The following is a 19,209-nucleotide window of genomic DNA, read 5'->3' on the forward strand; positions in this document are numbered from 1 at the left end:
GCCGTATTGCCACCCACTCCACATCCGCTTAGGGAGACGACGACCGTGCAGCACATCCTCGACGCCATCCAGGCCGACGCCAGCTCAGAGGAGTTCGCCAACCTGGCGCTCCCCGAGTCCTACCGCGCCGTGACCGTCCACAAGGACGAGGTCGACATGTTCGAGGGCCTCGAGTCCCGCGACAAGGACCCCCGCAAGTCCCTCCACGTCGACGACGTGGCGCTTCCCGAGCTCGGCCCGGGCGAGGCGTTCGTCGCGGTGATGGCCTCCGCCATCAACTACAACACCGTGTGGACCTCGATCTTCGAGCCCGTCTCCACCTTCGGCTTCCTGGAGCGCTACGGACGCGAGTCCGACCTGGGCGCGCGGCACAACCTGCCGTACCACGTCGTCGGCTCCGACCTGTCCGGCGTCGTCCTCGCGGTCGGCGCGGGCGTGACCAAGTGGAAGCCGGGCGACCGCGTCGTCGCGCACTGCCTCTCGGTCGAGCTCGAGGCCCCCGACGGCCACAACGACACGATGATGGACCCCTCCCAGCGCATCTGGGGCTTCGAGACCAACTTCGGCGGCCTCGCCGACGTGGCGATGGTCAAGGCCAACCAGCTCATGCCGAAGCCGGAGCACCTCACCTGGGAGGAGGCCGCCTCCCCCGGCCTGGTCAACTGCACCGCCTACCGCCAGCTCGTCTCGGCCAACGGCGGCAACATGAAGCAGGGCGACAACGTGCTGATCTGGGGCGCCTCGGGCGGCCTCGGCGGCTTCGCCACCCAGTACGCCCTCAACGGCGGCGCGAACCCGATCTGCGTGGTCTCCAACGAGGAGAAGGCCCAGATCGTGCGCAACATGGGCGCCGACAAGATCATCAACCGCTCCGAGCTCGCCCCGAAGTTCTGGAACGAGGACGGCACCAAGCAGAACCCGAAGGAGTGGCAGCGCTTCGGCAAGGCCATCCGCGAGCTCACCGGCGGCGAGGACATCGACATCGTCTTCGAGCACCCGGGCCGCGAGACCTTCGGCGCGAGCGTCTACGTCACGCGCAAGGGCGGCACCATCACCACCTGCGCGTCGACCACGGGCTACATGCACGAGTACGACAACCGCTACCTGTGGATGAACCTCAAGAAGATCATCTCCAGCCACTTCGCCAACTACCGCGAGTCGTGGGAGGCCAACCGCCTCATCGCGCAGGGCAAGATCCACCCCACCCTGTCGCGGGTCTACTCCCTGGAGGAGACCGGCCAGGCGGCGCTCGACGTGCACCACAACAAGCACCAGGGCAAGGTCGGCGTCCTGTGCCTCTCCCCCGAGGAGGGCCTCGGCGTCAAGAACGAGGAGCTGCGCGAGCAGCACATCGACAAGATCAACCTGTTCCGCGGCATCTGAGCGAGCAGTCGGTACGCCGAACGGCGTACTGAGCGTCACAACGGATCCCACCCCGGCATGCCGGGGTGGGATCTGTTCGTTCCATCGGGGATCATGGTCCGGACCCCATCACCCCCGAGCCGTATGGAGCACTCCGCGATGAGCGACCAGGGCCTGTCCATCTTCGAGAACGAGCCGTCCGAGACCGTGGAGAAGGCGGGTTCCGAGCCGAAGGCCGACTCCACGGCCACCCAGGTCATCCCCGTCGTCAAGTCCGACATCCCCTCGCCGGCCCAGCCGCCGGCCGCGCCGAGCGCCGCCCCCGCCGCGCCCGCAGCCGCCGCGCCTCCCGCCCCTGCTGCCCCGGCGCGCCCCAGCGCCACGGCGCCCACCGGGGCGCCCGGTTCGACGCCGTCCTCGCTGAGCAGCCTGCCCCTGGTCCGCCGCGGCGGCTACGACAAGGCGGCCGTCGACAGCCACATCCGCCAGCTCTCCGGCGAGAAGGCCACCCTCGGCGCGAGCCTGGAGGAGTCCGAGCGCCGTGTCATCGAGCTGGAGAAGGAGATCGCCCAGCTCAAGGAGTCGCTGGCCGAGCACGACAAGCCGTCGTACGCCGGTCTCGGCGGCCGAGCCAGCGCGATGCTGCGGCTCGCCGAGGAGGAGGCCTCCGTCATCCGCGAGGAGGCCAAGCGCGAGGCCAAGGAGGTCGTCGAGCAGGCCAACCGCGACGCGAAGGCCATCCGCGCCGAGGCGGCGCGCGCGACCGACGAGCTGCGCACCGCCCACCGGGCCGAGATGGAGGAGAACCGCACCCGCCTGCTGGCCGACGCCGAGCAGGAGCGCGCCCTCGCCAAGAGCGAGGCCGAGGACACCCTGGCCGCGGCCCGCCGCGAGGCCGACCAGCACCGTCTCGCCGCCCAGCAGGAGGCCAGCGAGCAGCGCAGCGAGGTGCAGCGCGAGGTCGAGCAGGCGCGCGCCGCCGCCGACCGTGAGGTCCAGGAGGCCCGCCGGATGCTCGCCGTGGAGAAGGAGCGCCTCGCCCGCGAGGCCACCGACCACCACAAGAGCGCCGTGGCCGAGACCCGCAAGCTGGTCGAGGAGGCCGAGCAGCGCGCGATCGCCGCCGAGGAGCGCGCCGCGGAGGCGAGCCGCCAGGCCGCCGCCAACCGTGCCGCCGCCCAGTCCGAGGCCGAGAGCCTGCTGACCCGGGCGCGCAACGAGGCCGAGCAGATCCTCGCCTCGGCCCGCACCCAGGCCGAGGCGCTGACCGCGAGCGGCGACGCCGAGGCCGAGCGCCAGGCCGCCTCGACCCGCGCCGAGCTGGACCGCCTGACCAAGCGCCGCGACGCGATCACCGCGCAGCTGTCCTCGCTGGCCGACCTGGTGGCCGGCTTCGGCGAGGACGAGAGTTGAGCGAGGCCAGCCCGGCGACCGAGGAGCAGCCGGAGCCGGCGTACGGCGTCCTCGGCAAGCCGTTCGACCGACGCTCCCCCTTCTTCGTGGGGTTCGTCGGCGCGCTCGGCGCTCTGCTCGCGTTCGCGCTCTACAACATGGTCCTGGGGACCGGCTCGGTCCTGATCATGATCCTGGTGGCGTTCTTCCTCGCCGCCGGGCTGAACCCGTCGGTGGAGTTCCTCGAGCGGCACCGCTTCCGGCGCTCCGCGGCCGTCGCGACCGTCATCGTGATCGCGCTGGTGGTCGTCGCGCTGTTCCTGGTCGCCATCGTGCCGGTCATCACCGACCAGGTGCAGGCGCTGAGCACGAACATCCCGCACTGGCTCGACGAGCTGGAGCGGAACAAGCAGGTCCAGAAGATCAACGACGACTACGACGTCATCGACAAGATCAAGAACTTCGTCTCGAGCGGCGACTTCGTCTCGGCGCTGTTCGGCGGCGCGCTGGGCTTCGGGCTCAAGATCATCTCGGCGCTGTTCAACGCGTTCATCATCATCGTGCTGACGCTCTACTTCCTGGCGTCGCTGAAGACCACCACGCACGCGATCTACCAGCTGGCGCCGGCCTCGCGACGCCGCCGCGTGGAGCTGCTCGGCGACAAGGTGATCGCCAACATCGGCGGCTACGTGTCCGGCGCGTTCGTCGTCGCCGTCTGCGCCGGCCTGTCGTCGCTGGTGTTCCTGACCTTCACCGGCATCAGCCAGTACGCCGTCGCCCTCGCCTTCGTGGTGGCGATCCTCGACGTGATCCCGATGATCGGGGCGACCATCGGGGCGGTCGTCGTCTGCGCGATCGCGTTCGCCACCGACGTCGGCAGCGGGATCGCCTGCGTGATCTTCTACATCGCCTACCAGCAGGTCGAGAACTACCTGATCTACCCCAACGTGATGAAGCGCTCGGTCGACGTGCCCGGCGCGGTCACGGTCGTCGCGGCCCTCATCGGCGCGGCGCTCCTCGGCGTGGTCGGTGCGCTCATCGCGATCCCGGTCGCGGCCGCGATCCTGCTGCTGTTCCGCGAGATGGTCGTCAAGCAGCAGGATCTGCGCTGAGCTCAGGGCTGAGGTCGGCCAACGCCGGCTCCCCCAGCTTGACCGCGATCACCCCGATCAGGATCAGCACGCCGCCGGCCAGCTGGACCAGCGCGGGCAGCTCGCCCAGCAGCGCCCACGCCCACAGCACGGCCGCGACGACCTCGCTGAGCGCGACGAACGAGGACAGCCGCGATCCGAGCGCGCGGGCCGCGCCGATGCCCGTGGCATAGGCCAGCGCCGAGGTCACCAGGCCGAGGGCGAGCAACGGCACCCACCAGGCGACCTGCGTCCCGGCGTAGGTCAGGGAGGCGGTGCTCGTGGTCATCGGCAGCACCCCGACGAGGGCGAGCACGCCGAGCACGGCCGTGCCGACGAGCAGCCCGCCGCCGGCCAGCGCCAGCGGCGGAAGCCCGGAGCGGTCGTCCGCGGACACCACGAAGTGCGCGGCGCCGCCGACCATCGCCGCCATCGCCCACGCGACGCCGGCCGAGGACAGGTGCGCGCCCGAGAACAGGTCGAGCACGAGCAGGAGCCCCAGCGCGGCGACGAGCGCGCCCGCGACCGTGAGCCGACCCGGCCGCTGGCCGTGGCGCCACCACAGCCAGCCGACGACGGCGGCCGGCGAGGTGTACTCGATCATCAGCGCCGGCCCGACCTGCATGTGCTGGACCGCCGAGAAGTAGCAGAACTGCGCTCCGGCCACCGCGAGGACGCCGTACACGACCAGGGTCGGCAGGCCGGCGCGCAGCAGGTGCCAGCGCCCGGCGAGCGAGCGCAGCGCGAACGGCAGCACGACCAGCGCGCCCAGGCTCATCCGCACCAGCACGACCGCTCCGGGGCTCCACCCGGCGTCGAACAGCGGTCGGGCAAGGGCGCCGGCCAGCGAGAAGGAGACCGCCGAGAGCAGCGCCAGCGGCACGCCGCCGATCGGCGCAGGGCGGGCCTGCATCGCGCGCTTGTCATCGGCTATTGCGGTCATGACTCATGACACTAGGCATCTTGTCGTAAGATGTCAAAGTGGTTTTCGCCGATGACACAGGGTTCGCGCTCCAGGCAGCCGTGCTGCTCGCCAACAGCGCCGACGACCCGGACACGCTGACCACGGTCGAGGAGCTCGACGCGTTCTACGCCGAGCAGGACTACACCGGCCGCCACGACGGCGACGAGGCCGAGCTGGAGTCGGTACGACGCATCCGCCCCGAGCTGCGCGCGCTGCTGACCGCCGACCGCGATACCGCGGTCGACCTGGTCAACGAGATCCTGCGCCGGCACCGGGCGCTCCCCCAGCTGGTGCGCCACGAGCCGCTCGACTGGCACCTGCACGCCGTCGACGCCGACCGGCCGCTCGCCGACCGGATCATGGTGGAGACCGCGATGGCGATGATCGACGTCATCCGCGCCGACGAGCTGTCCCGGCTCGGGCTGTGCGCCGACGACGACTGCGACGGCGTGGTGCTCGACCTGTCGCGCAACCGCTCGCGTCGGTTCTGCTCGACCACCTGCAGCAACCGCAACGCGGTGGCGGCCTACCGGGCCCGGCAGGCGCAGGGCTGATCAGGTCCGGTCAGGCGTCGAGGAAGCGGCGCAGCACCTCGGTGAACAGCTCGGGCTGCTCGGAGTGCAGCCAGTGGCCGGCCTGCTTGAGCACCACGGTGCGGTTGCGGGGGAACCAGCGGTCCATCGCGGCGGCGTACTCCTCCCGGACGTAGTCCGAGCGACCACCCGCCATCCACAGCACCGGCCTCTCGTACGCCGGCACACCGGCCAGCCGGTCCTCGGGCCAATCCGCGATCACCGCCATGTCCCGCTCGAGGACGGCCAGGTTCGGCTGCCACGCCCAGCCGCTGGGAGCCTCGGAGTCGCGGCGGAGGTTCTGCAGCAGGAAGCTGCGGATCGTGGCGTCGGGGACGTCCGGCTCGAGCAGCCGGTCGGCGTCCTCGCGGGTGCGGACCTGCGCGAGGTCGAGGTCCAGCAGCGCCCGGGCGTAGCGCCCCAGGCCGCCGACGCCGCCGTCGTACCGCACCGGCGACATGTCGGCCACCACCAGCCGGGTCACCAGGTCGGGGTGCAGCAGCGCGAGCAGCATCGCGACCTTGCCGCCCATGGAGTGCCCGACCACGGCCGCCGGCTCGTCGGCGATGAGCTCGGCGACCTGATCGACCATCTCGACGTAGTCGAAGTGGTCCGACCACGGCGACCGGCCGTGCTGGGGCAGGTCGACCAGGGCGATCCGGTGCTCACCGGCCAGCGCCCGCGCGATGGTGGTCCAGTTGCGCCCCTGGCCGAACAGGCCGTGCAGGAAGACCACACGACCCCCGGCGGTGCCGAGGGTCGTGTGGTGAAGCGTCACGCGTGAAGGCTACTTGGCGGCCGCCGGCAGCGCGGCGGGAGGCGGACCGCCCGCCTCCGGACCGCACCGGCAACGGAACTGTGGTCCCGAGGGCGGGGCCGCCGGAGACGCGCTCGGCCGATCAGGCGTAGTCGTGGAAGCCCTTCTTGGTCTTGCGACCGAGCTCGCCATCGGCGACCTTCGCCTCCAGGGTCGTGGCCGGCGCGAAGCCCTCCTCCTTGAACTCGGCGTAGAGCTCCTTCTGGATGGCCAGCGACACGTCGTTGCCGACGACGTCCAGCAGCTCGAACGGGCCCATCGGGAAGCCGGCGGTCTCCTTGATGGCGGCGTCGATCTCGCCCAGCTCCACACCGGACTCCGACAGCAGGACCGCGTCGTTGAGGTAGGGGAACAGCAGGCAGTTGACGATGAAGCCCGAGCGGTCACCGCAGGAGACGGCGACCTTGCCGACGTTCGCGCACAGCGCGAGGACGGTCTCGTTGACGTCGGCGGCGGTGGCCGGCGTGGTGACGACCTCGACCAGCTTCATGACCGGCGCCGGGTTGAAGAAGTGCATGCCGATGACGTCGGCCGGGCGGTCGGTGGCCGCACCGAGCTGGGTGATCGGCAGGGAGGACGTCGTGGTCGCGATGATCGCGCCCGGCTTGCAGATGCCGTCCAGGTCGCGGAACAGCTCGAGCTTGACGTCGAGGTCCTCGGCGATGGCCTCGACCACGATGTCGACGTCGCCGAGCGCCTCGCGCTCGGTCGAGCCGGTGAGGCGGTCGAGCAGGTCGGACTTGTCGTCCTCGGTCGACTTGCCCTTGGCGATGGCCCGGTCCAGGTTCTTGCCGATGTAGGCGTAGACGCCGTCGAGCTTCTCCTGGGTGCGGCCGACGAAGACGACGTCGTATCCGGCCTGGGCGAAGACCTGGACGATGCCCGAGGCCATGGTGCCGGTGCCGACGACACCGACCTTGCGGATCTCGCGCTTGAGCTCGGGGGCCGCTGCGTCGCCGGCGGCACCGAGCTCGGCGAACGTGCCGCCCTCGTTGGCCAGCTTCTCCAGCAGGTCGGCCGGCTGGTGCAGGTGGTCCTGGGTCTCGGCGAAGCGAGCGGCGAGCTTGTCGCGCACGGCGGCCGCGCCCAGCTCGTCGATGACGGTCAGCGGGCCCTTGGCGTAGCCGCAGCCGAACCGCATGCCGTTGTCGATGTCGGTGACCGAGGCGTAGCCGGCCTCGTTCATCCGGACCGCGTGGTTCAGGTACGGAAGCACCAGGGTGTCGAAGATCTGCTCACTCGTAGGCATGCCGGACAGTGTCCCATCCCCCGGACGCCTGTTCTACCCGTTGGTAACAGGCGAGACGAAGACCACCTTGGAGCGCGACGTGTGGCCGCGGCGGACCGTCACGGCCGCCCGCGGCAGGCCCAGCTCCTCGGCCAGGAAGCGCTCGAGGGCGGCGTTGGCCTTGCCGTCGACGGGCGGCGCGGCGAGGCGGATGCGGAGCTGGTCGCCGTACTCCCCGACCACCTCGGTGCGCGACGCACCCGGCTGCACCCGCACCGACAGCAGCCAGCCGTCGCCGTCCGGGCGCCACCACGGACGTCCGGGCTCGATCTCCACGGTGCTCAGGGTAAGTTGCACGACCGTGAGACTCGTGGTTGCGCGGTGCCAGGTGGACTATGCGGGGCGGCTGACGGCCCATCTCCCGATGGCGACCCGGGTGCTCATGCTGAAGTCCGACGGGTCGGTGCTCGTGCACTCCGACGGCGGCTCCTACAAGCCGCTGAACTGGATGTCGCCGCCGTGCACCGTCGTCGAGGGCGCCGCGGATGACGGCCGGATCGAGTGGACCGTCACCGCCAAGGCCGCCAAGAACGCCCCCGCCGACACGCTGCGGATCCTCATCGAGGAGGTCCTCCACGACTCCTCCCACGAGCTCGGTGTCGACCCCGGCCTGCAGAAGGACGGTGTCGAGAAGCACCTGCAGGAGCTCCTCGCCGACCACCCCGGGACCCTGGGTGAGGGCCTGACGCTGGTACGCCGGGAGTTCCCCACCGCCATCGGCCCGGTCGACCTGATGTGCCGCGACGCCTCGGGGCTGTCGGTCGCCGTGGAGATCAAGCGCCGCGGCGAGATCGACGGCGTCGAGCAGCTCACCCGCTACCTGGAGCTGCTCAACCGCGACCCGCTGCTGACCACGCGCGGCGAGGTGCGCGGAATCTTCGCCGCACAGGAGATCAAGCCCCAGGCGCGTGTGCTGGCCGAGGACCGGGGCATCGCCTGTGCGGTCGTGGACTACGACGTGCTCCGCGGGTTGGACGACCCGACCGACCGCCTCTTCTGATCGCCTCGACGCCGAGGTGACCGGCACCACGACGCCGTCGGCGATCCTGAGCACCCTCGATGGTCGGCGTCACCCTCGCCTCGCCCACACCCTAGGGTCGGCGCATGGCGACGATCTTCCACCTGGCGCTGGCGTCGGACTGGGCGGCGGCCCAGGAGGCCGGCAGGTACACGATCTCCACCCGGGGCAGGACGCTTGCCGAGGAGGGGTTCATCCACGCCAGCCGCGGGGACCAGTGGCCGGCCGTGCGCGAGCGGTTCTACGCCGGCGTCAGCGAGCCGCTGGTGCTGCTGCAGATCGACACCGACCGGCTCGGCGTACCGTTGATCGAGGAGCCGGCCGTGCCCGGCGGGACCGAGACCTTCCCGCACATCTACGGGCCGCTGTCCGTGGATGCCGTGGTGAAGGCGATCCCCCTGGACACCGCCACGACGCCGACACCCACACCGACACCGGCGCCCGCGCCCGCGCCAGCAGCGAGCGCGCCCGCGCCCGGGACGCCCCCGCGACCGGAGGGCACGTTCGCCCAGATCTACTTCCGGGAGATGTTCGTCAACGCGGCCCTGATCCTGCTGGTCGTCGCGCTCGGCTTCGTCGGGATCATCATCGGGGCGGGGCTGGACGGCGGCTCCCCCCTGCCGGCCCTCACCGGCCTGCTGGGCGTGGCCGTCGGCATCGTCGCGGCGGTGGCGATCCACCGCCGGCGCACCTGACCCCGCCCAGCAGCCCGGCAGTCCGGCTACGGCCTCAGCCCAAGCCGGGCAGCACCGCGGTGTGCTCCTTCTGCACGGCATCGAGCTGCTGCGGGTCGAGCCCGAGCAGCGACAGGATCGTCGGCGCGACCTGGGTCGTGGCGACCGACGAGGTGACGACCTGCGAGGGGACACCCGGCCCGGCGACGACCAGGAGCACGTGCCGGTCGCCCTCGTTCATCCCACCGTGCTCGGCCAGCTTGGTGGGCTTGGCGTAGACGACGCCCTCCTGGACCTTGCCGAAGACGTCGGGATAGCGGCCGTCGTCCACCGACGTGCCGAAGAGCCCGGCGACGTCCGCGCCCGCCCAGATCCGCGCGAGGCCCGAGTGCTGCACGGTGACGGGGGCGCCGTGCACGTCGTACCCCTGGGCGGTGTGGCTCCACAGGTAGTCCTTGACGAAGTCGTCGGCGGCCTGGGAGTCGTCGGAGAGGTAGGACTGCCACAGGTCGTCGTTGGTGCCGGCGACGATCAGCCGCGCGTTCGCGGGGTGGGTCTGCTGCCACGCCGTGTTGATCGCGTCGACGATCGGGCCGTCCTTGACCGTGACGAGCTGGTTCGGGTCGCGGGGCGACTGCCCGTGCTTGGCGGTGACGATGATGGTGGTGGAGCCGGCGAGGCCGTCCTTGCGGATCTGCGCCACCATCCGGCCGACCTGGGCATCGACGTAGTCCAGCGCGCTCGACAGCACCGGTCCAGGGACCAGCTTGCCGTCGACCCAGCGGTAGCCGCCGGCCTGCGGCGCGCTCTCGGTGTAGGTGCCGTCCCCGTTCTTGATGAGGTACGCCGAGGTGGAGCGCAGCTTCTGCGCGACCGACACCGCCTGGAAGTTCATGCCGAAGACCGCAGGGGTGCCGACCCTCGTGGTGCCGGAGTGGTCGCGGCCGTCGATCTCGTTCAGGATCGCCCGGACCTTGTAGCCGTCGTACTGCCGGGTGGCCGCCTCGATGTGCGCCCAGTCGTCGTCCTCCGGGTAGGGCGTGCCGTCCGGCTCGACGGCGAGCGAGTCGATCTCCGGGCCGAAGAAGTCGTCGATGGCCCTGCCGCCCGAGCCGGGCCCGTTGAACGACATGTAGACCGCGTGCTTGTCCGACCACGCGGTGCGCAGGCCGGCTGCGTGGACGACCTGGAAGATCGTGTTGTCGCCGAGGTAGTCCCACGGCGCGATGCTGCGGCACGTGGCCGGGTCGACCGGGAAGGTCGAGAAGTCGAACGAGGAGGCGTCGTTCCGCAGGCCCATGATGCGGCCCGGATCGGTGTCGACGCCGCCCGGGTAGATGCTGCCGTTCTCGTCGAAGGACGGCAGCCCCTCGGCGTCCATCAGCGCGTCGTCGGGCGAGTCGTAGACGACGTCGCCGCCCGTCGGTGCCTGGCCGGGCGTGCAGGCCGCGCCGGGCTCATCGACCTTGTGGCTGTACTCCACGTCGTAGTAGACGCCGGTCGTGCGCGGGGTGCCACCGGTCATCAGCGCCGTGCCGCCGGGGTCGGAGTCCGAGGGGTTGGCGGCCGCTGCGTCGGCGTACTCACTGCCGGAGTGGGCCAGCCGGGCCAGCGCCGAGCTCGGGTGCTGGGCGACGTACCAGGCGAGGTCGCTCTGGTGCATGCCGTCGATGGAGATGAGCAGCACGTGGCGGGCGGGAGCGGCGGCGGCGCCGGGCGCGACGGCATAGCCACCCAACCCGACCGCGAGGAGTGCCGCGGTGCCGGCGAGGGCACCGGCGCGGCGGAGAGGACGAGTCATGCGAACTCCTTGGTGGGAGCCCCGAAGGGGGCCGATCGAACCGATTCAGCCACCCGTTGCGTAACCGCCCGAGCCCCCACGGTGAAGGTTGTCCGAACACAACCTGCAAGAGCCTCGATCGGCCTCGCTAGATTGCACGGCGTGATCGAGATCTGGCTCAACCCCGCCTGCTCCAAGTGCCGCACTGCCGTGAGCGAGCTCGACGCGGCCGGCAAGGACTACGTCGTACGCCGCTACCTCGACGAGCCGCCCACCACCGCCGAGCTCGAGGAGGTGCTGGCCCGGCTCGGGCTGGAGCCGTGGGACATCGCCCGCACCGCGGACGCGAAGGGCCTCGGCGTCACCCTGCCCGCCAAGGACGCCGCCCACCGCGCCGACTGGCTGGAGCTGATGTCACAGCACCCGAAGCTCATCCAACGCCCGATCATCACCGCGACCGACGGCACCACGGTCGTCGGTCGCGATGAGGAGTCGCTGGCGCGGGTGATCAGCGCGGGCTGACGGCCGCGAGGCGTCGCGCCAGCACGGGCACCACGATCGCGGCGGCGACGAGGTGGTCGGCCATCAGGGTGAGGGCCGACGCCACGTCGAAGCCGGAGACGGCGTCGGGCACCAGGGACAGGACCACGAGCGTCCCCGTGATCCTCAGGAAGGTACGTCGCGGGCTGCGCGCGCGACGGGCGAGGACCGCGGCGATCCCCACGCCGATCAGCGAGAAGACGATGGTCAGCACGGCGAAGCCGGAGATCGGGATGGACGCGCCGGTGCGGTCGGCGAACGAGACCCCGGCCGCCGACGCGACCGCGGCGACGACGGTGGTGGCGGCCGTGGCGCCGGCGGCGGCGGCCAGGCCGTGCTTCCAGATGGCCGGACGCGCGACGCGGGAGGTGGCGGGGGTGGCGGTGACGGTGGAGACGGTGCTGACGGACATGGTGGGCTCCTTACGGATGCGGGACGCCGAGTGCGTCCTCATGCCCCTACGACGAACGGGGCCGTCGAGATTCGACAGCCCCGTTCGGGAGAACCTCGGATCGGGCTCAGCCCAGCCCGTTGGCCTTCCGGATCACCTCGACGATGCCGTCCATGATCTGGGTGAGGCCGAAGTCCTTGGGCGTGTAGACCGCGGCGACGCCCATGTCGATCAGCGCCTTGCCGTCGGAGTCGGGGATGATCCCGCCGACGATGACCGGGACGTCGTCCATGCCCTGGGCCCTGAGGCCCTCGAGGACCGCCGGCACGAGCTCCATGTGCGAGCCGGACAGGATCGAGAGCCCGACGCAGTGCACGTCCTCGGCCACCGCCGCGGCGACGATCTGCTCGGGGGTCAGCCGGATGCCCTGGTAGATGACCTCGAAGCCGGCGTCGCGCGCACGTACGGCGACCTGCTCGGCCCCGTTGGAGTGGCCGTCCAGGCCCGGCTTGCCGACGAGCAGGCGCAGGCGGCCGCCCAGCTCCTCGCCCGTGGCCCTGACCTTCTCGCGCACCGCCGTCAGCTCGGCACCGGCCTCGGCGACGCCGACCGCACCGGAGACGCCCGTGGGCGCGCGGAACTCGCCGAACACCTCGCGCAGCGTCCCGGCCCACTCCCCCGTGGTCGCGCCGGCACGGGCGGCCGCGAGGGTGGCCTCCATCAGGTTGACCCCGGACTTGGCGTCCTCGGCCAGCTTGGCGAGGGCCGCATCGACCTCCGCCTGGTCGCGCTGCTCCTTCCATGCCTTGACCGACGCGAGCGCGGCCTCCTCGGCCTTCGGGTCGGCGACCATGATCGCCTCGTCCAGGTTCGCGGTCAGCGGCGACGGCTCGGTGGTGTCGAACTTGTTGACGCCGACGATGATCTCGTGGCCGTCCTCGATGGCGGCGCGGCGCCGGGCGTGCGAGGAGACGAGCTCCTGCTTCATGTAGCCGGAGTCGACGGCGGCGATCGCGCCGCCCATCGCCTGGACCCGATCGATCTCGGCCTTGGCGCCCTCGATCAGCGACTGCACCTTGGCCTCGATGACCGGCGAGCCGTCGAAGATGTCCTCGTACTCCAGCAGGTCGGACTCGAAGGCCAGGACCTGCTGCAGGCGCAGCGACCACTGCTGGTCCCACGGTCGCGGGAGGCCGAGCGCCTCGTTCCACGCGGGCAGCTGCACCGCGCGGGCACGTGCCTTCTTGGACAGCGTCACGGCCAGCATCTCGAGCACGATGCGCTGCACGTTGTTCTCCGGCTGCGCCTCGGTGAGGCCGAGCGAGTTGACCTGGACGCCGTAGCGGAAGCGGCGCATCTTCTCGTCCTGCACCCCGTAGCGCTCACGGGTGATCTCGTCCCACAGCTCGACGAAGGCGCGCATCTTGCACATCTCCTCGACGAAGCGGACGCCCGCGTTGACGAAGAAGGAGATCCGGCCGACGGTCTTCTCGAAGTCCTCGTCGGAGACCTGGCCCGAGGCCTTCACCTGGTCCAGCACGGCGATCGCGGTGCACATCGCGTAGGCGATCTCCTGCACGGGCGTCGCGCCGGCCTCCTGCAGGTGGTAGCTGCAGATGTTGATCGGGTTCCACTTCGGGATGTTGTTGACCGTGTAGGCGATCATGTCGCCGATCAGCCGCAGCGAGTGCTCCGGCGGGAACACGTAGGTCCCGCGCGAGAGGTACTCCTTGATGATGTCGTTCTGGGTCGTGCCGGCGAGCTGGTGCGCGACCTCGGAGGGCGACAGGTCGGGGTTCTGCTCCTCGGCGACCACCTGGTACATCGCGAGCAGCCACATCGCCGTCGCGTTGATCGTCATCGAGGTGTTCATCTCGGTGAGCGGGATGTCCTTGAAGAGCTTGCGCATCTCCCCCAGGTGCGGCACCGGTACGCCGACCTTGCCGACCTCACCGCGCGACAGCGGCGAGTCGGGGTCGTAGCCGGTCTGCGTGGGCAGGTCGAAGGCGACCGAGAGACCCGTCTGGCCCTTGGCCAGGTTCGTCCGGTAGAGCGCGTTGGACGCCTCGGCGGTCGAGTGACCGGCGTACGTCCGCATCACCCAGGGGCGGTCCTTCGGCTGGCTGATGGGCGCGGAGGAGGTCTCGCTACTCATAAATGCGAAGCGTAGGCGGAATTGCTACCGCCGCGTAACGGCGTCCGGTGTGGGATGTGCAACCCCCGGCGGGCGCATACCGAGGGGATCAGGCGACCGCGTGGTCGCGCTCGAGCTCGACCAGCCGGATCAGGTGGCTCAGGTACAGCATCCGCAGCACGGGCGGTGTGGCCCCGCGCAGGACGATGTGGCGACCCGCGCGGATCGCCCGCCGGCTGGCGGCGGCCAGCACCTTCAGCGCGGTCAGGTCGACCGAGTCGACCCCGTGCAGGTCGATGGTCAGGTCGCCGTCGCCGGCCCAGAGCCGGTCGTAGATGGCGCTGCGCACGACACCCGTGCTCCGCACGTCGAAGTCGCCGCTGAGCAGCAGCGTGGGCCCGTCGGTGGTGATGTCCAGCTCGTTCATGGTCCACTCCCCTCATCGGCGCCCTCCCGAAAGAGCGCCGCCCGGTTGCTCACTACTGTGACGCGCCAGGATGCGGTTCGGTTGCAGGTGACCTGTACCCGGGAGGCGCGTGTCGCAACCCCGGTCGCCGTCGCCGTACCCTCGGGCCATGGTCAACCTCACCCGCATCTACACCCGCACCGGCGATGCCGGCGAGACCCGTCTGGGCGACATGAGCGTCACCTCCAAGACCGATCTGCGGCTGGAGGCGTACGCGACCGTCGACGAGGCGAACGCCCAGATCGCCGTCGCCGTCGCGACCGGGGGGCTGACCGACCACGTGGTCGCCGTCCTCACCCACGTCCAGAACGAGATGTTCGACGTGGGCGCCGACCTGTGCAACCCGATCGTGCCCGACCCGGAGTACCCGCCGCTGCGCATCGAGCAGCACTCCATCGACCGGCTGGAGAAGTGGTGCGACCACTTCAACGCCGACCTGGAGAAGCTGCGGTCCTTCATCCTCAACGGCGGTACGCCGGCGGCGGCCCAGCTGCACGTCGCCCGCACCGTCGTACGCCGGGCCGAGCGGGCCGCCTGGGCGGCGTACGAGGTCCACGGCGCGACCATGAACCCGCTGGCCATCACCTACCTCAACCGGCTCAGCGACCTGCTGTTCATCCTCGCCCGGCACGCGAACCGCGAGGTGGGCGACGTGCTGTGGGTGCCCGGCGGCGACCGGGGCTACGCGGCGCCGGCCGACTCCTGAGTCACCGGGAGCTCACTGCGAGAGCGTGAGGGTCCAGGTCGCGTTGCCGTAGGTGGCGCTCGACAGGTTGCCCGACGAGCAGTCCACCCCGATGTTGGCGTGGTGGGCGCCGGCGGCCAGGGAGAGAGTGCCGCCGAAGTGCTGACCGGCGTTCGGGTGGCCGTCGAAGAAGAACTGGCTCGGCAGGTTCACGAGGGTGTGCGGGACCGGCTTGTCGTCGACGTACAGGCCGGCGGTCGCGGAGCCCGTCGAGCAGGACTGCACGAAGCTGTCGACCGCGACCACGATCGTTGCGTGACCCGCCTTCGGCATGGACCAGGTGAGCGGGTGGTACAGCGCGATGTCGTCGGGGCTCGCCACCGGGTCAGCGGGATTCGGGTCGGCGAAGTTGACCTGGGTCTCGACCGACCGGGTGCGGCCGAGCAGGCCGGGCGCCATCTTCCGGGGCGTGACCGCGTGGTCGTGGATCTTCGCCGTCGTCACGGCCCCGTTCTTGAGCTGCGCGGTGCCGACGCTGCCTCGGGGCAGTGCCGTCACGGCGTACGACGCTCCGCTGAGCGCGATCACCAGGGCCAGATAGCCCACGACGTTGTCACGGATGTGACGGGCGAACCACGACATGCCTGCCTCCTCGGCCGATCCGGGTCCGTCGGGCGGCGGGCCACCTCTCGCGAGGCTAGAGCTCCGGGGGCCTCCTGTCAGCCGTTGCGCGGCATCGGGGCGCTGTGGACGAGGACTCGGGTCTGTCGCAGGGACGTGCCACGATGACCGGGCCATGAACGTCCTCTCCTCGCTGACCGACGCCTACCTCCTGGAGCACTTCGACCCGGGGACGCTGTCGCGGGCGCAGGGGTACGTCGATGCGGTGCGCGACCTGCAGGTCAGCACCCTCAGCGCGGGGTCGGTGACGGCCACGGCCCTGGTTCCCGGGAGCCGGGAGGAGCCCTACGAGGTGCAGTTGCACGCCGAGGTTGCCGGCGGCGGCCGCAACGGCTGGCTGTTCACGGTGTGCACCTGCCCGGTGCAGTCGCTGTGCAAGCACGGCGCCGCGGTCGCGCTCGCGCTGCGGCGGGGCTTCGTCCCCAGCCAGTCGGCCCCGCAGTGGCGCACCAGCCTCGGGCGGCTCACCGAGGAGCTGCGCCGCGAGCTCCCGCCCGACGGCGACGTCCAGCCGATGGCACTCGAGATCACCTACGAGCCGGCCCGCCGCCGGTCGTGGACCGGTAGCGGCGCCACCGTGCGGGTGCGCCCGCTGCGCCCGGGCGCGAAGCAGCGCTGGATCAAGACCGGCGCCGACTGGAGCGACGTACCCCTCCTCGCGGCGCGGCGGATGCTGCCGCCCGCCCAGGCGGCGGCACTGGTGGCGCTGCAGTCCGCGCTCCAGCTCAACCACGGCTACTACTCCGGCGGGGCCGCGGCCGACGTGCGCGACCTCGGCGACCACGCGGTGCGGCTGCTGCGCGAGGCGCAGGAGGCGGGTGTGGAGATCGTCTGCCGCGCTCCGCTGCGCGAGGTCGTCTTCCGTGAGGAGCCGGTCCAGCTGGTCGCGGACGTGCGCGCCTCCGCCCAGGGCACCACCACCGAGGTCGCTGTCGGGATCGACGACGGCGAGCGCGTCTGGCACGGCGACGAGGTCGTCGCGATCGGGCTCCCGGTCGCGCGCGTGGTCGGCCTGCTCGACGACGGCCGGCTCACGCTCGCGCCCACCACCACCCCGCTCACCGCGTCGGCGCGCTCGCTGCTGGAGACCCCGGCGCTGGTCGTGCCCGCGGCCGACCGCGAGGACCTGCACGACCAGCTGCGCGGCCTGCAGCGGATGGTCGGCGTCCGCTCCTCCGACGGGACCGTCGAGGTCCCCGCGCCGCTGCAGCCCACGCTCGCGCTGGTCGTGACCTGGCACAGCTCGACGAAGGTCGGGCTCGACTGGAGCTGGAGGTACCAGGACGGCCGTGCCCGGCGTACCTTCGCGCTGGGCAGGTCGGTGGACACCAGCGGGATCCGCGACCGCGAGGCCGAGCAGGTCATCGCCGAGCGGTTGCCGAGCGGCCTGCTCGACCGCACCGACTTGTACGACGGCGACGCCCTGGCCTTCGCGCTCAACGACCTGCCGTTCCTGCGCACCGTCGAGGGTCTGGACGTGGTCGAGGAGGACGCACCGGACTTCCGCGAGGCCACCGGCGCGCCGGAGATCGCCTTCGAGCTCGTCGAGCCGCCCGCGGACCACACCGACTGGCTGGACCTCGAGGTGATGGTGACCGTCGAGGGCGAGCGGATCCCGTTGCCCGACGTGCTGGCCGCGCTGACGGTCGGCGCAGAGTTCCTGGTTCTCTCCAGCGGCCTCTACATCACCACCGACCGGCCCGAGTTCGACCGGCTGCGCGAGGTGGTGGCGGCCGCGGCCGAGCTGCGCGAGCGCGACGGCGACACGATCGGCGTCGGCCGGGGCGATCTCGGGCTGTGGGCCCAGCTCGCCGACACCGGCCTGGTCGACACCCAGGCCGCCGCCTGGGTCGCCCGGGCGCAGGCGCTGCGCGACCTGGTGGCCATCCCCCAGCCCGAGCCGACCGGGCTGGTGACCGAGCTGCGCAGTTACCAGCGCGAGGGCTTCTGGTGGCTGGCGTTCCTGTGGCAGCACGGGCTCGGCGGGATCCTCGCCGACGACATGGGCCTGGGCAAGACGCTGCAGGTCCTCGCCCTGATCGCGCACGCCCGCGCGCACCGGCCCGACGAGGGCCCGTTCCTCGTCGTCGCGCCCACGTCGGTCGTCACCGCGTGGGCGTCCGAGGCGGCCCGCCACGCGCCCGGGCTGCGCGTCGGGGTGGTCGGCCGGCGTGACGACGACGTGGCACGGATCGCCGCCGAGAGCGATGTGGTGGTCTCGACGTACACACTGGTGCGGCTGGCCGAGACGGCGTACGCCGACCTCCGCTGGGCCGGCCTCGTCCTCGACGAGGCCCAGCAGGTCAAGAACCACCAGTCCAAGACGTACGCCGCCATCCGCCGGATCTCGGCGCCCTTCCGGCTCTGCGTCACCGGAACGCCCTTCGAGAACCGGCTGATGGAGCTGTGGGCGCTGCTGTCGATCGCCGTGCCCGGCCTCTACCCGTGGCCCCGGCAGTTCGCCGACCTGGTGGTCAAGCCGGTGGAGAAGTCGGGCGACGCGGTGGTGCTGGAGCGCTTCCGCCGGCGGTTGCGGCCGTTCATGCTGCGCCGGACCAAGGAGCTGGTGGCGGCCGACCTCCCCGAGAAGCAGGAGCAGGAGCTCGACGTCGTCCTGGAGCCGCGGCACCGCCGGATCTACGACGCCCACCTGGCCAAGGAGCGCCAGCGGCTGCTGGGCCTGCTCGAGGACTACGACCGCAACCGGGTCGCGATCTTCTCCGCCCTCACCAAGCTGCGCCAGCTCGCGCTCGACCCCGCCCTCGTGGACCCCGAGCACGACAAGGTCGGCTCGGCCAAGCTCGATGTGCTCGTCGAGCACGTCGCCGAGCTCACCCAGGAGGGCCACCGCGCCCTCGTGTTCAGCCAGTTCACCTCCTTCCTGGCCCGGGTGCGGAGCCGGCTCGACGCGGAGGGGATCGCCTCGGCGTACCTCGACGGCGCGACGCGCGACCGCGGCGCCGCGATCGAGGAGTTCCGCTCCGGCGAGGCGCCGGTCTTCCTGATCTCGCTCAAGGCCGGCGGGGTCGGGCTGACCCTGACCGAGGCCGACTACGTGTTCGTGCTGGATCCGTGGTGGAACCCCGCCGCCGAGGCGCAGGCCGTCGACCGTGCGCACCGGATCGGCCAGACCCGCAGCGTGATGGTCTACCGGCTGGTCGCCACCGACACCATCGAGGAGAAGGTGATGGAGCTCAAGGCCCGCAAGGCCGAGCTGTTCGCCCAGGTGATCGACGGCGACGGCGCGATGTCGACCTCGATCTCCGCCGACGACATCCGGGACCTGTTCGCCGAGGACTGAGTCTGGGACGCTGA

The 19,209-nt window shown here is 71.3% G+C and carries 18 protein-coding genes; 9 read left to right on the plus strand and 9 right to left on the minus strand.

Annotated elements, in window-relative coordinates; translation table 11 throughout:
- The first annotated feature begins 45 nt into the window (after positions 1 to 45).
- The 3 genes from ccrA (at position 46) to ACYU8V_RS10740 (ending at position 3,866) form a co-directional block, all read left to right on the plus strand.
- The gene (gene ccrA / locus ACYU8V_RS10730) at positions 46 to 1,383 is read left to right on the plus strand and encodes a crotonyl-CoA carboxylase/reductase (RefSeq protein WP_460847255.1); all 1,338 of its coding nucleotides are present in this window, start codon (positions 46 to 48) and stop codon (positions 1,381 to 1,383) included.
- 138 nt (positions 1,384 to 1,521) lie between these two features.
- The gene (locus ACYU8V_RS10735; RefSeq protein WP_460847257.1) at positions 1,522 to 2,775 is read left to right on the plus strand and encodes a hypothetical protein; all 1,254 of its coding nucleotides are present in this window, start codon (positions 1,522 to 1,524) and stop codon (positions 2,773 to 2,775) included.
- Entirely contained in the window at positions 2,772 to 3,866 is a 1,095-nt protein-coding gene (locus tag ACYU8V_RS10740) for an AI-2E family transporter (RefSeq protein ID WP_460847258.1), read from the plus strand. The genes ACYU8V_RS10735 and ACYU8V_RS10740 overlap by 4 nt, the downstream gene beginning before the upstream one ends.
- Here ACYU8V_RS10740 and ACYU8V_RS10745 read toward each other — a convergent pair.
- A complete protein-coding gene (locus tag ACYU8V_RS10745; protein WP_460847260.1) occupies positions 3,844 to 4,827 on the minus strand; it encodes an EamA family transporter in 984 nt (327 codons plus the stop codon). The two genes, ACYU8V_RS10740 and ACYU8V_RS10745, sit on opposite strands and share 23 nt — an antisense overlap.
- Before the next feature lie 38 nt (positions 4,828 to 4,865).
- On the opposite strand from ACYU8V_RS10745, the gene ACYU8V_RS10750 reads away from it, so the two are divergent.
- Positions 4,866 to 5,402, plus strand: a complete 537-nt coding sequence (locus tag ACYU8V_RS10750; RefSeq protein WP_460847261.1) for a CGNR zinc finger domain-containing protein — start codon at positions 4,866 to 4,868, stop codon at positions 5,400 to 5,402.
- A 10-nt stretch (positions 5,403 to 5,412) separates the two neighbouring features.
- Here the strand turns inward: ACYU8V_RS10750 and ACYU8V_RS10755 are convergent, their stop codons facing one another.
- The 3 genes from ACYU8V_RS10755 to ACYU8V_RS10765 form a co-directional block, all read right to left on the minus strand.
- Positions 5,413 to 6,198 carry an alpha/beta fold hydrolase gene (locus tag ACYU8V_RS10755; RefSeq protein ID WP_460847263.1) on the minus strand — a complete coding sequence of 262 codons (786 nt, stop codon included), beginning with the start codon at positions 6,196 to 6,198 and terminating at the stop codon, positions 5,413 to 5,415.
- 121 nt (positions 6,199 to 6,319) lie between these two features.
- Positions 6,320 to 7,486 carry a 3-hydroxyacyl-CoA dehydrogenase NAD-binding domain-containing protein gene (locus ACYU8V_RS10760; protein WP_460847265.1) on the minus strand — a complete coding sequence of 389 codons (1,167 nt, stop codon included), beginning with the start codon at positions 7,484 to 7,486 and terminating at the stop codon, positions 6,320 to 6,322.
- Between the two features lie 33 nt (positions 7,487 to 7,519).
- Positions 7,520 to 7,801, minus strand: a complete 282-nt coding sequence (locus tag ACYU8V_RS10765; RefSeq protein WP_460847266.1) for a DUF167 domain-containing protein — start codon at positions 7,799 to 7,801, stop codon at positions 7,520 to 7,522.
- Between the two features lie 25 nt (positions 7,802 to 7,826).
- Between ACYU8V_RS10765 and nucS the strand changes: the two genes are divergently transcribed.
- Positions 7,827 to 8,525, plus strand: coding sequence for an endonuclease NucS (gene nucS, locus ACYU8V_RS10770; protein ID WP_460847268.1), 699 nt, complete (start codon positions 7,827 to 7,829; stop codon positions 8,523 to 8,525).
- 104 nt (positions 8,526 to 8,629) lie between these two features.
- Positions 8,630 to 9,238 carry a DUF952 domain-containing protein gene (locus ACYU8V_RS10775; RefSeq protein WP_460847269.1) on the plus strand — a complete coding sequence of 203 codons (609 nt, stop codon included), beginning with the start codon at positions 8,630 to 8,632 and terminating at the stop codon, positions 9,236 to 9,238.
- Positions 9,239 to 9,272: 34 nt separating this feature from the next.
- On the opposite strand, the gene ACYU8V_RS10780 is transcribed toward ACYU8V_RS10775, so the two are convergent.
- A complete protein-coding gene (locus tag ACYU8V_RS10780) occupies positions 9,273 to 11,018 on the minus strand; it encodes an alkaline phosphatase family protein (RefSeq protein ID WP_460847271.1) in 1,746 nt (581 codons plus the stop codon).
- A gap of 141 nt (positions 11,019 to 11,159) precedes the next feature.
- On the opposite strand from ACYU8V_RS10780, the gene ACYU8V_RS10785 reads away from it, so the two are divergent.
- The gene (locus tag ACYU8V_RS10785) at positions 11,160 to 11,519 is read left to right on the plus strand and encodes an ArsC/Spx/MgsR family protein (protein ID WP_460847273.1); all 360 of its coding nucleotides are present in this window, start codon (positions 11,160 to 11,162) and stop codon (positions 11,517 to 11,519) included.
- On the opposite strand, the gene ACYU8V_RS10790 is transcribed toward ACYU8V_RS10785, so the two are convergent.
- From ACYU8V_RS10790 to ACYU8V_RS10800, 3 genes are all read right to left on the minus strand, one after another.
- Positions 11,506 to 11,949: a DUF6069 family protein gene (locus tag ACYU8V_RS10790; RefSeq protein ID WP_460847274.1), complete on the minus strand. Its 444-nt coding sequence runs from the start codon at positions 11,947 to 11,949 to the stop codon at positions 11,506 to 11,508. The two genes, ACYU8V_RS10785 and ACYU8V_RS10790, sit on opposite strands and share 14 nt — an antisense overlap.
- A gap of 106 nt (positions 11,950 to 12,055) precedes the next feature.
- The gene (locus tag ACYU8V_RS10795) at positions 12,056 to 14,083 is read right to left on the minus strand and encodes a protein meaA (protein WP_460847276.1); all 2,028 of its coding nucleotides are present in this window, start codon (positions 14,081 to 14,083) and stop codon (positions 12,056 to 12,058) included.
- 88 nt (positions 14,084 to 14,171) lie between these two features.
- Positions 14,172 to 14,489: an STAS domain-containing protein gene (locus ACYU8V_RS10800; RefSeq protein WP_460847277.1), complete on the minus strand. Its 318-nt coding sequence runs from the start codon at positions 14,487 to 14,489 to the stop codon at positions 14,172 to 14,174.
- Positions 14,490 to 14,637: 148 nt separating this feature from the next.
- Here ACYU8V_RS10800 and ACYU8V_RS10805 point away from each other — a divergent pair, with 148 nt between their 5' ends.
- On the plus strand, positions 14,638 to 15,234 hold the full coding sequence (locus ACYU8V_RS10805; RefSeq protein WP_460847278.1) for a cob(I)yrinic acid a,c-diamide adenosyltransferase: 597 nt from the start codon (positions 14,638 to 14,640) through the stop codon (positions 15,232 to 15,234).
- 12 nt (positions 15,235 to 15,246) lie between these two features.
- Here ACYU8V_RS10805 and ACYU8V_RS10810 read toward each other — a convergent pair whose 3' ends face one another.
- Positions 15,247 to 15,855: a hypothetical protein gene (locus ACYU8V_RS10810; protein WP_460847279.1), complete on the minus strand. Its 609-nt coding sequence runs from the start codon at positions 15,853 to 15,855 to the stop codon at positions 15,247 to 15,249.
- A 154-nt stretch (positions 15,856 to 16,009) separates the two neighbouring features.
- On the opposite strand from ACYU8V_RS10810, the gene ACYU8V_RS10815 reads away from it, so the two are divergent.
- Positions 16,010 to 19,195: a DEAD/DEAH box helicase gene (locus ACYU8V_RS10815; protein ID WP_460847280.1), complete on the plus strand. Its 3,186-nt coding sequence runs from the start codon at positions 16,010 to 16,012 to the stop codon at positions 19,193 to 19,195.
- Positions 19,196 to 19,209 lie beyond the last annotated feature (14 nt).

Source organism: Nocardioides ultimimeridianus, from assembly GCF_054777895.1.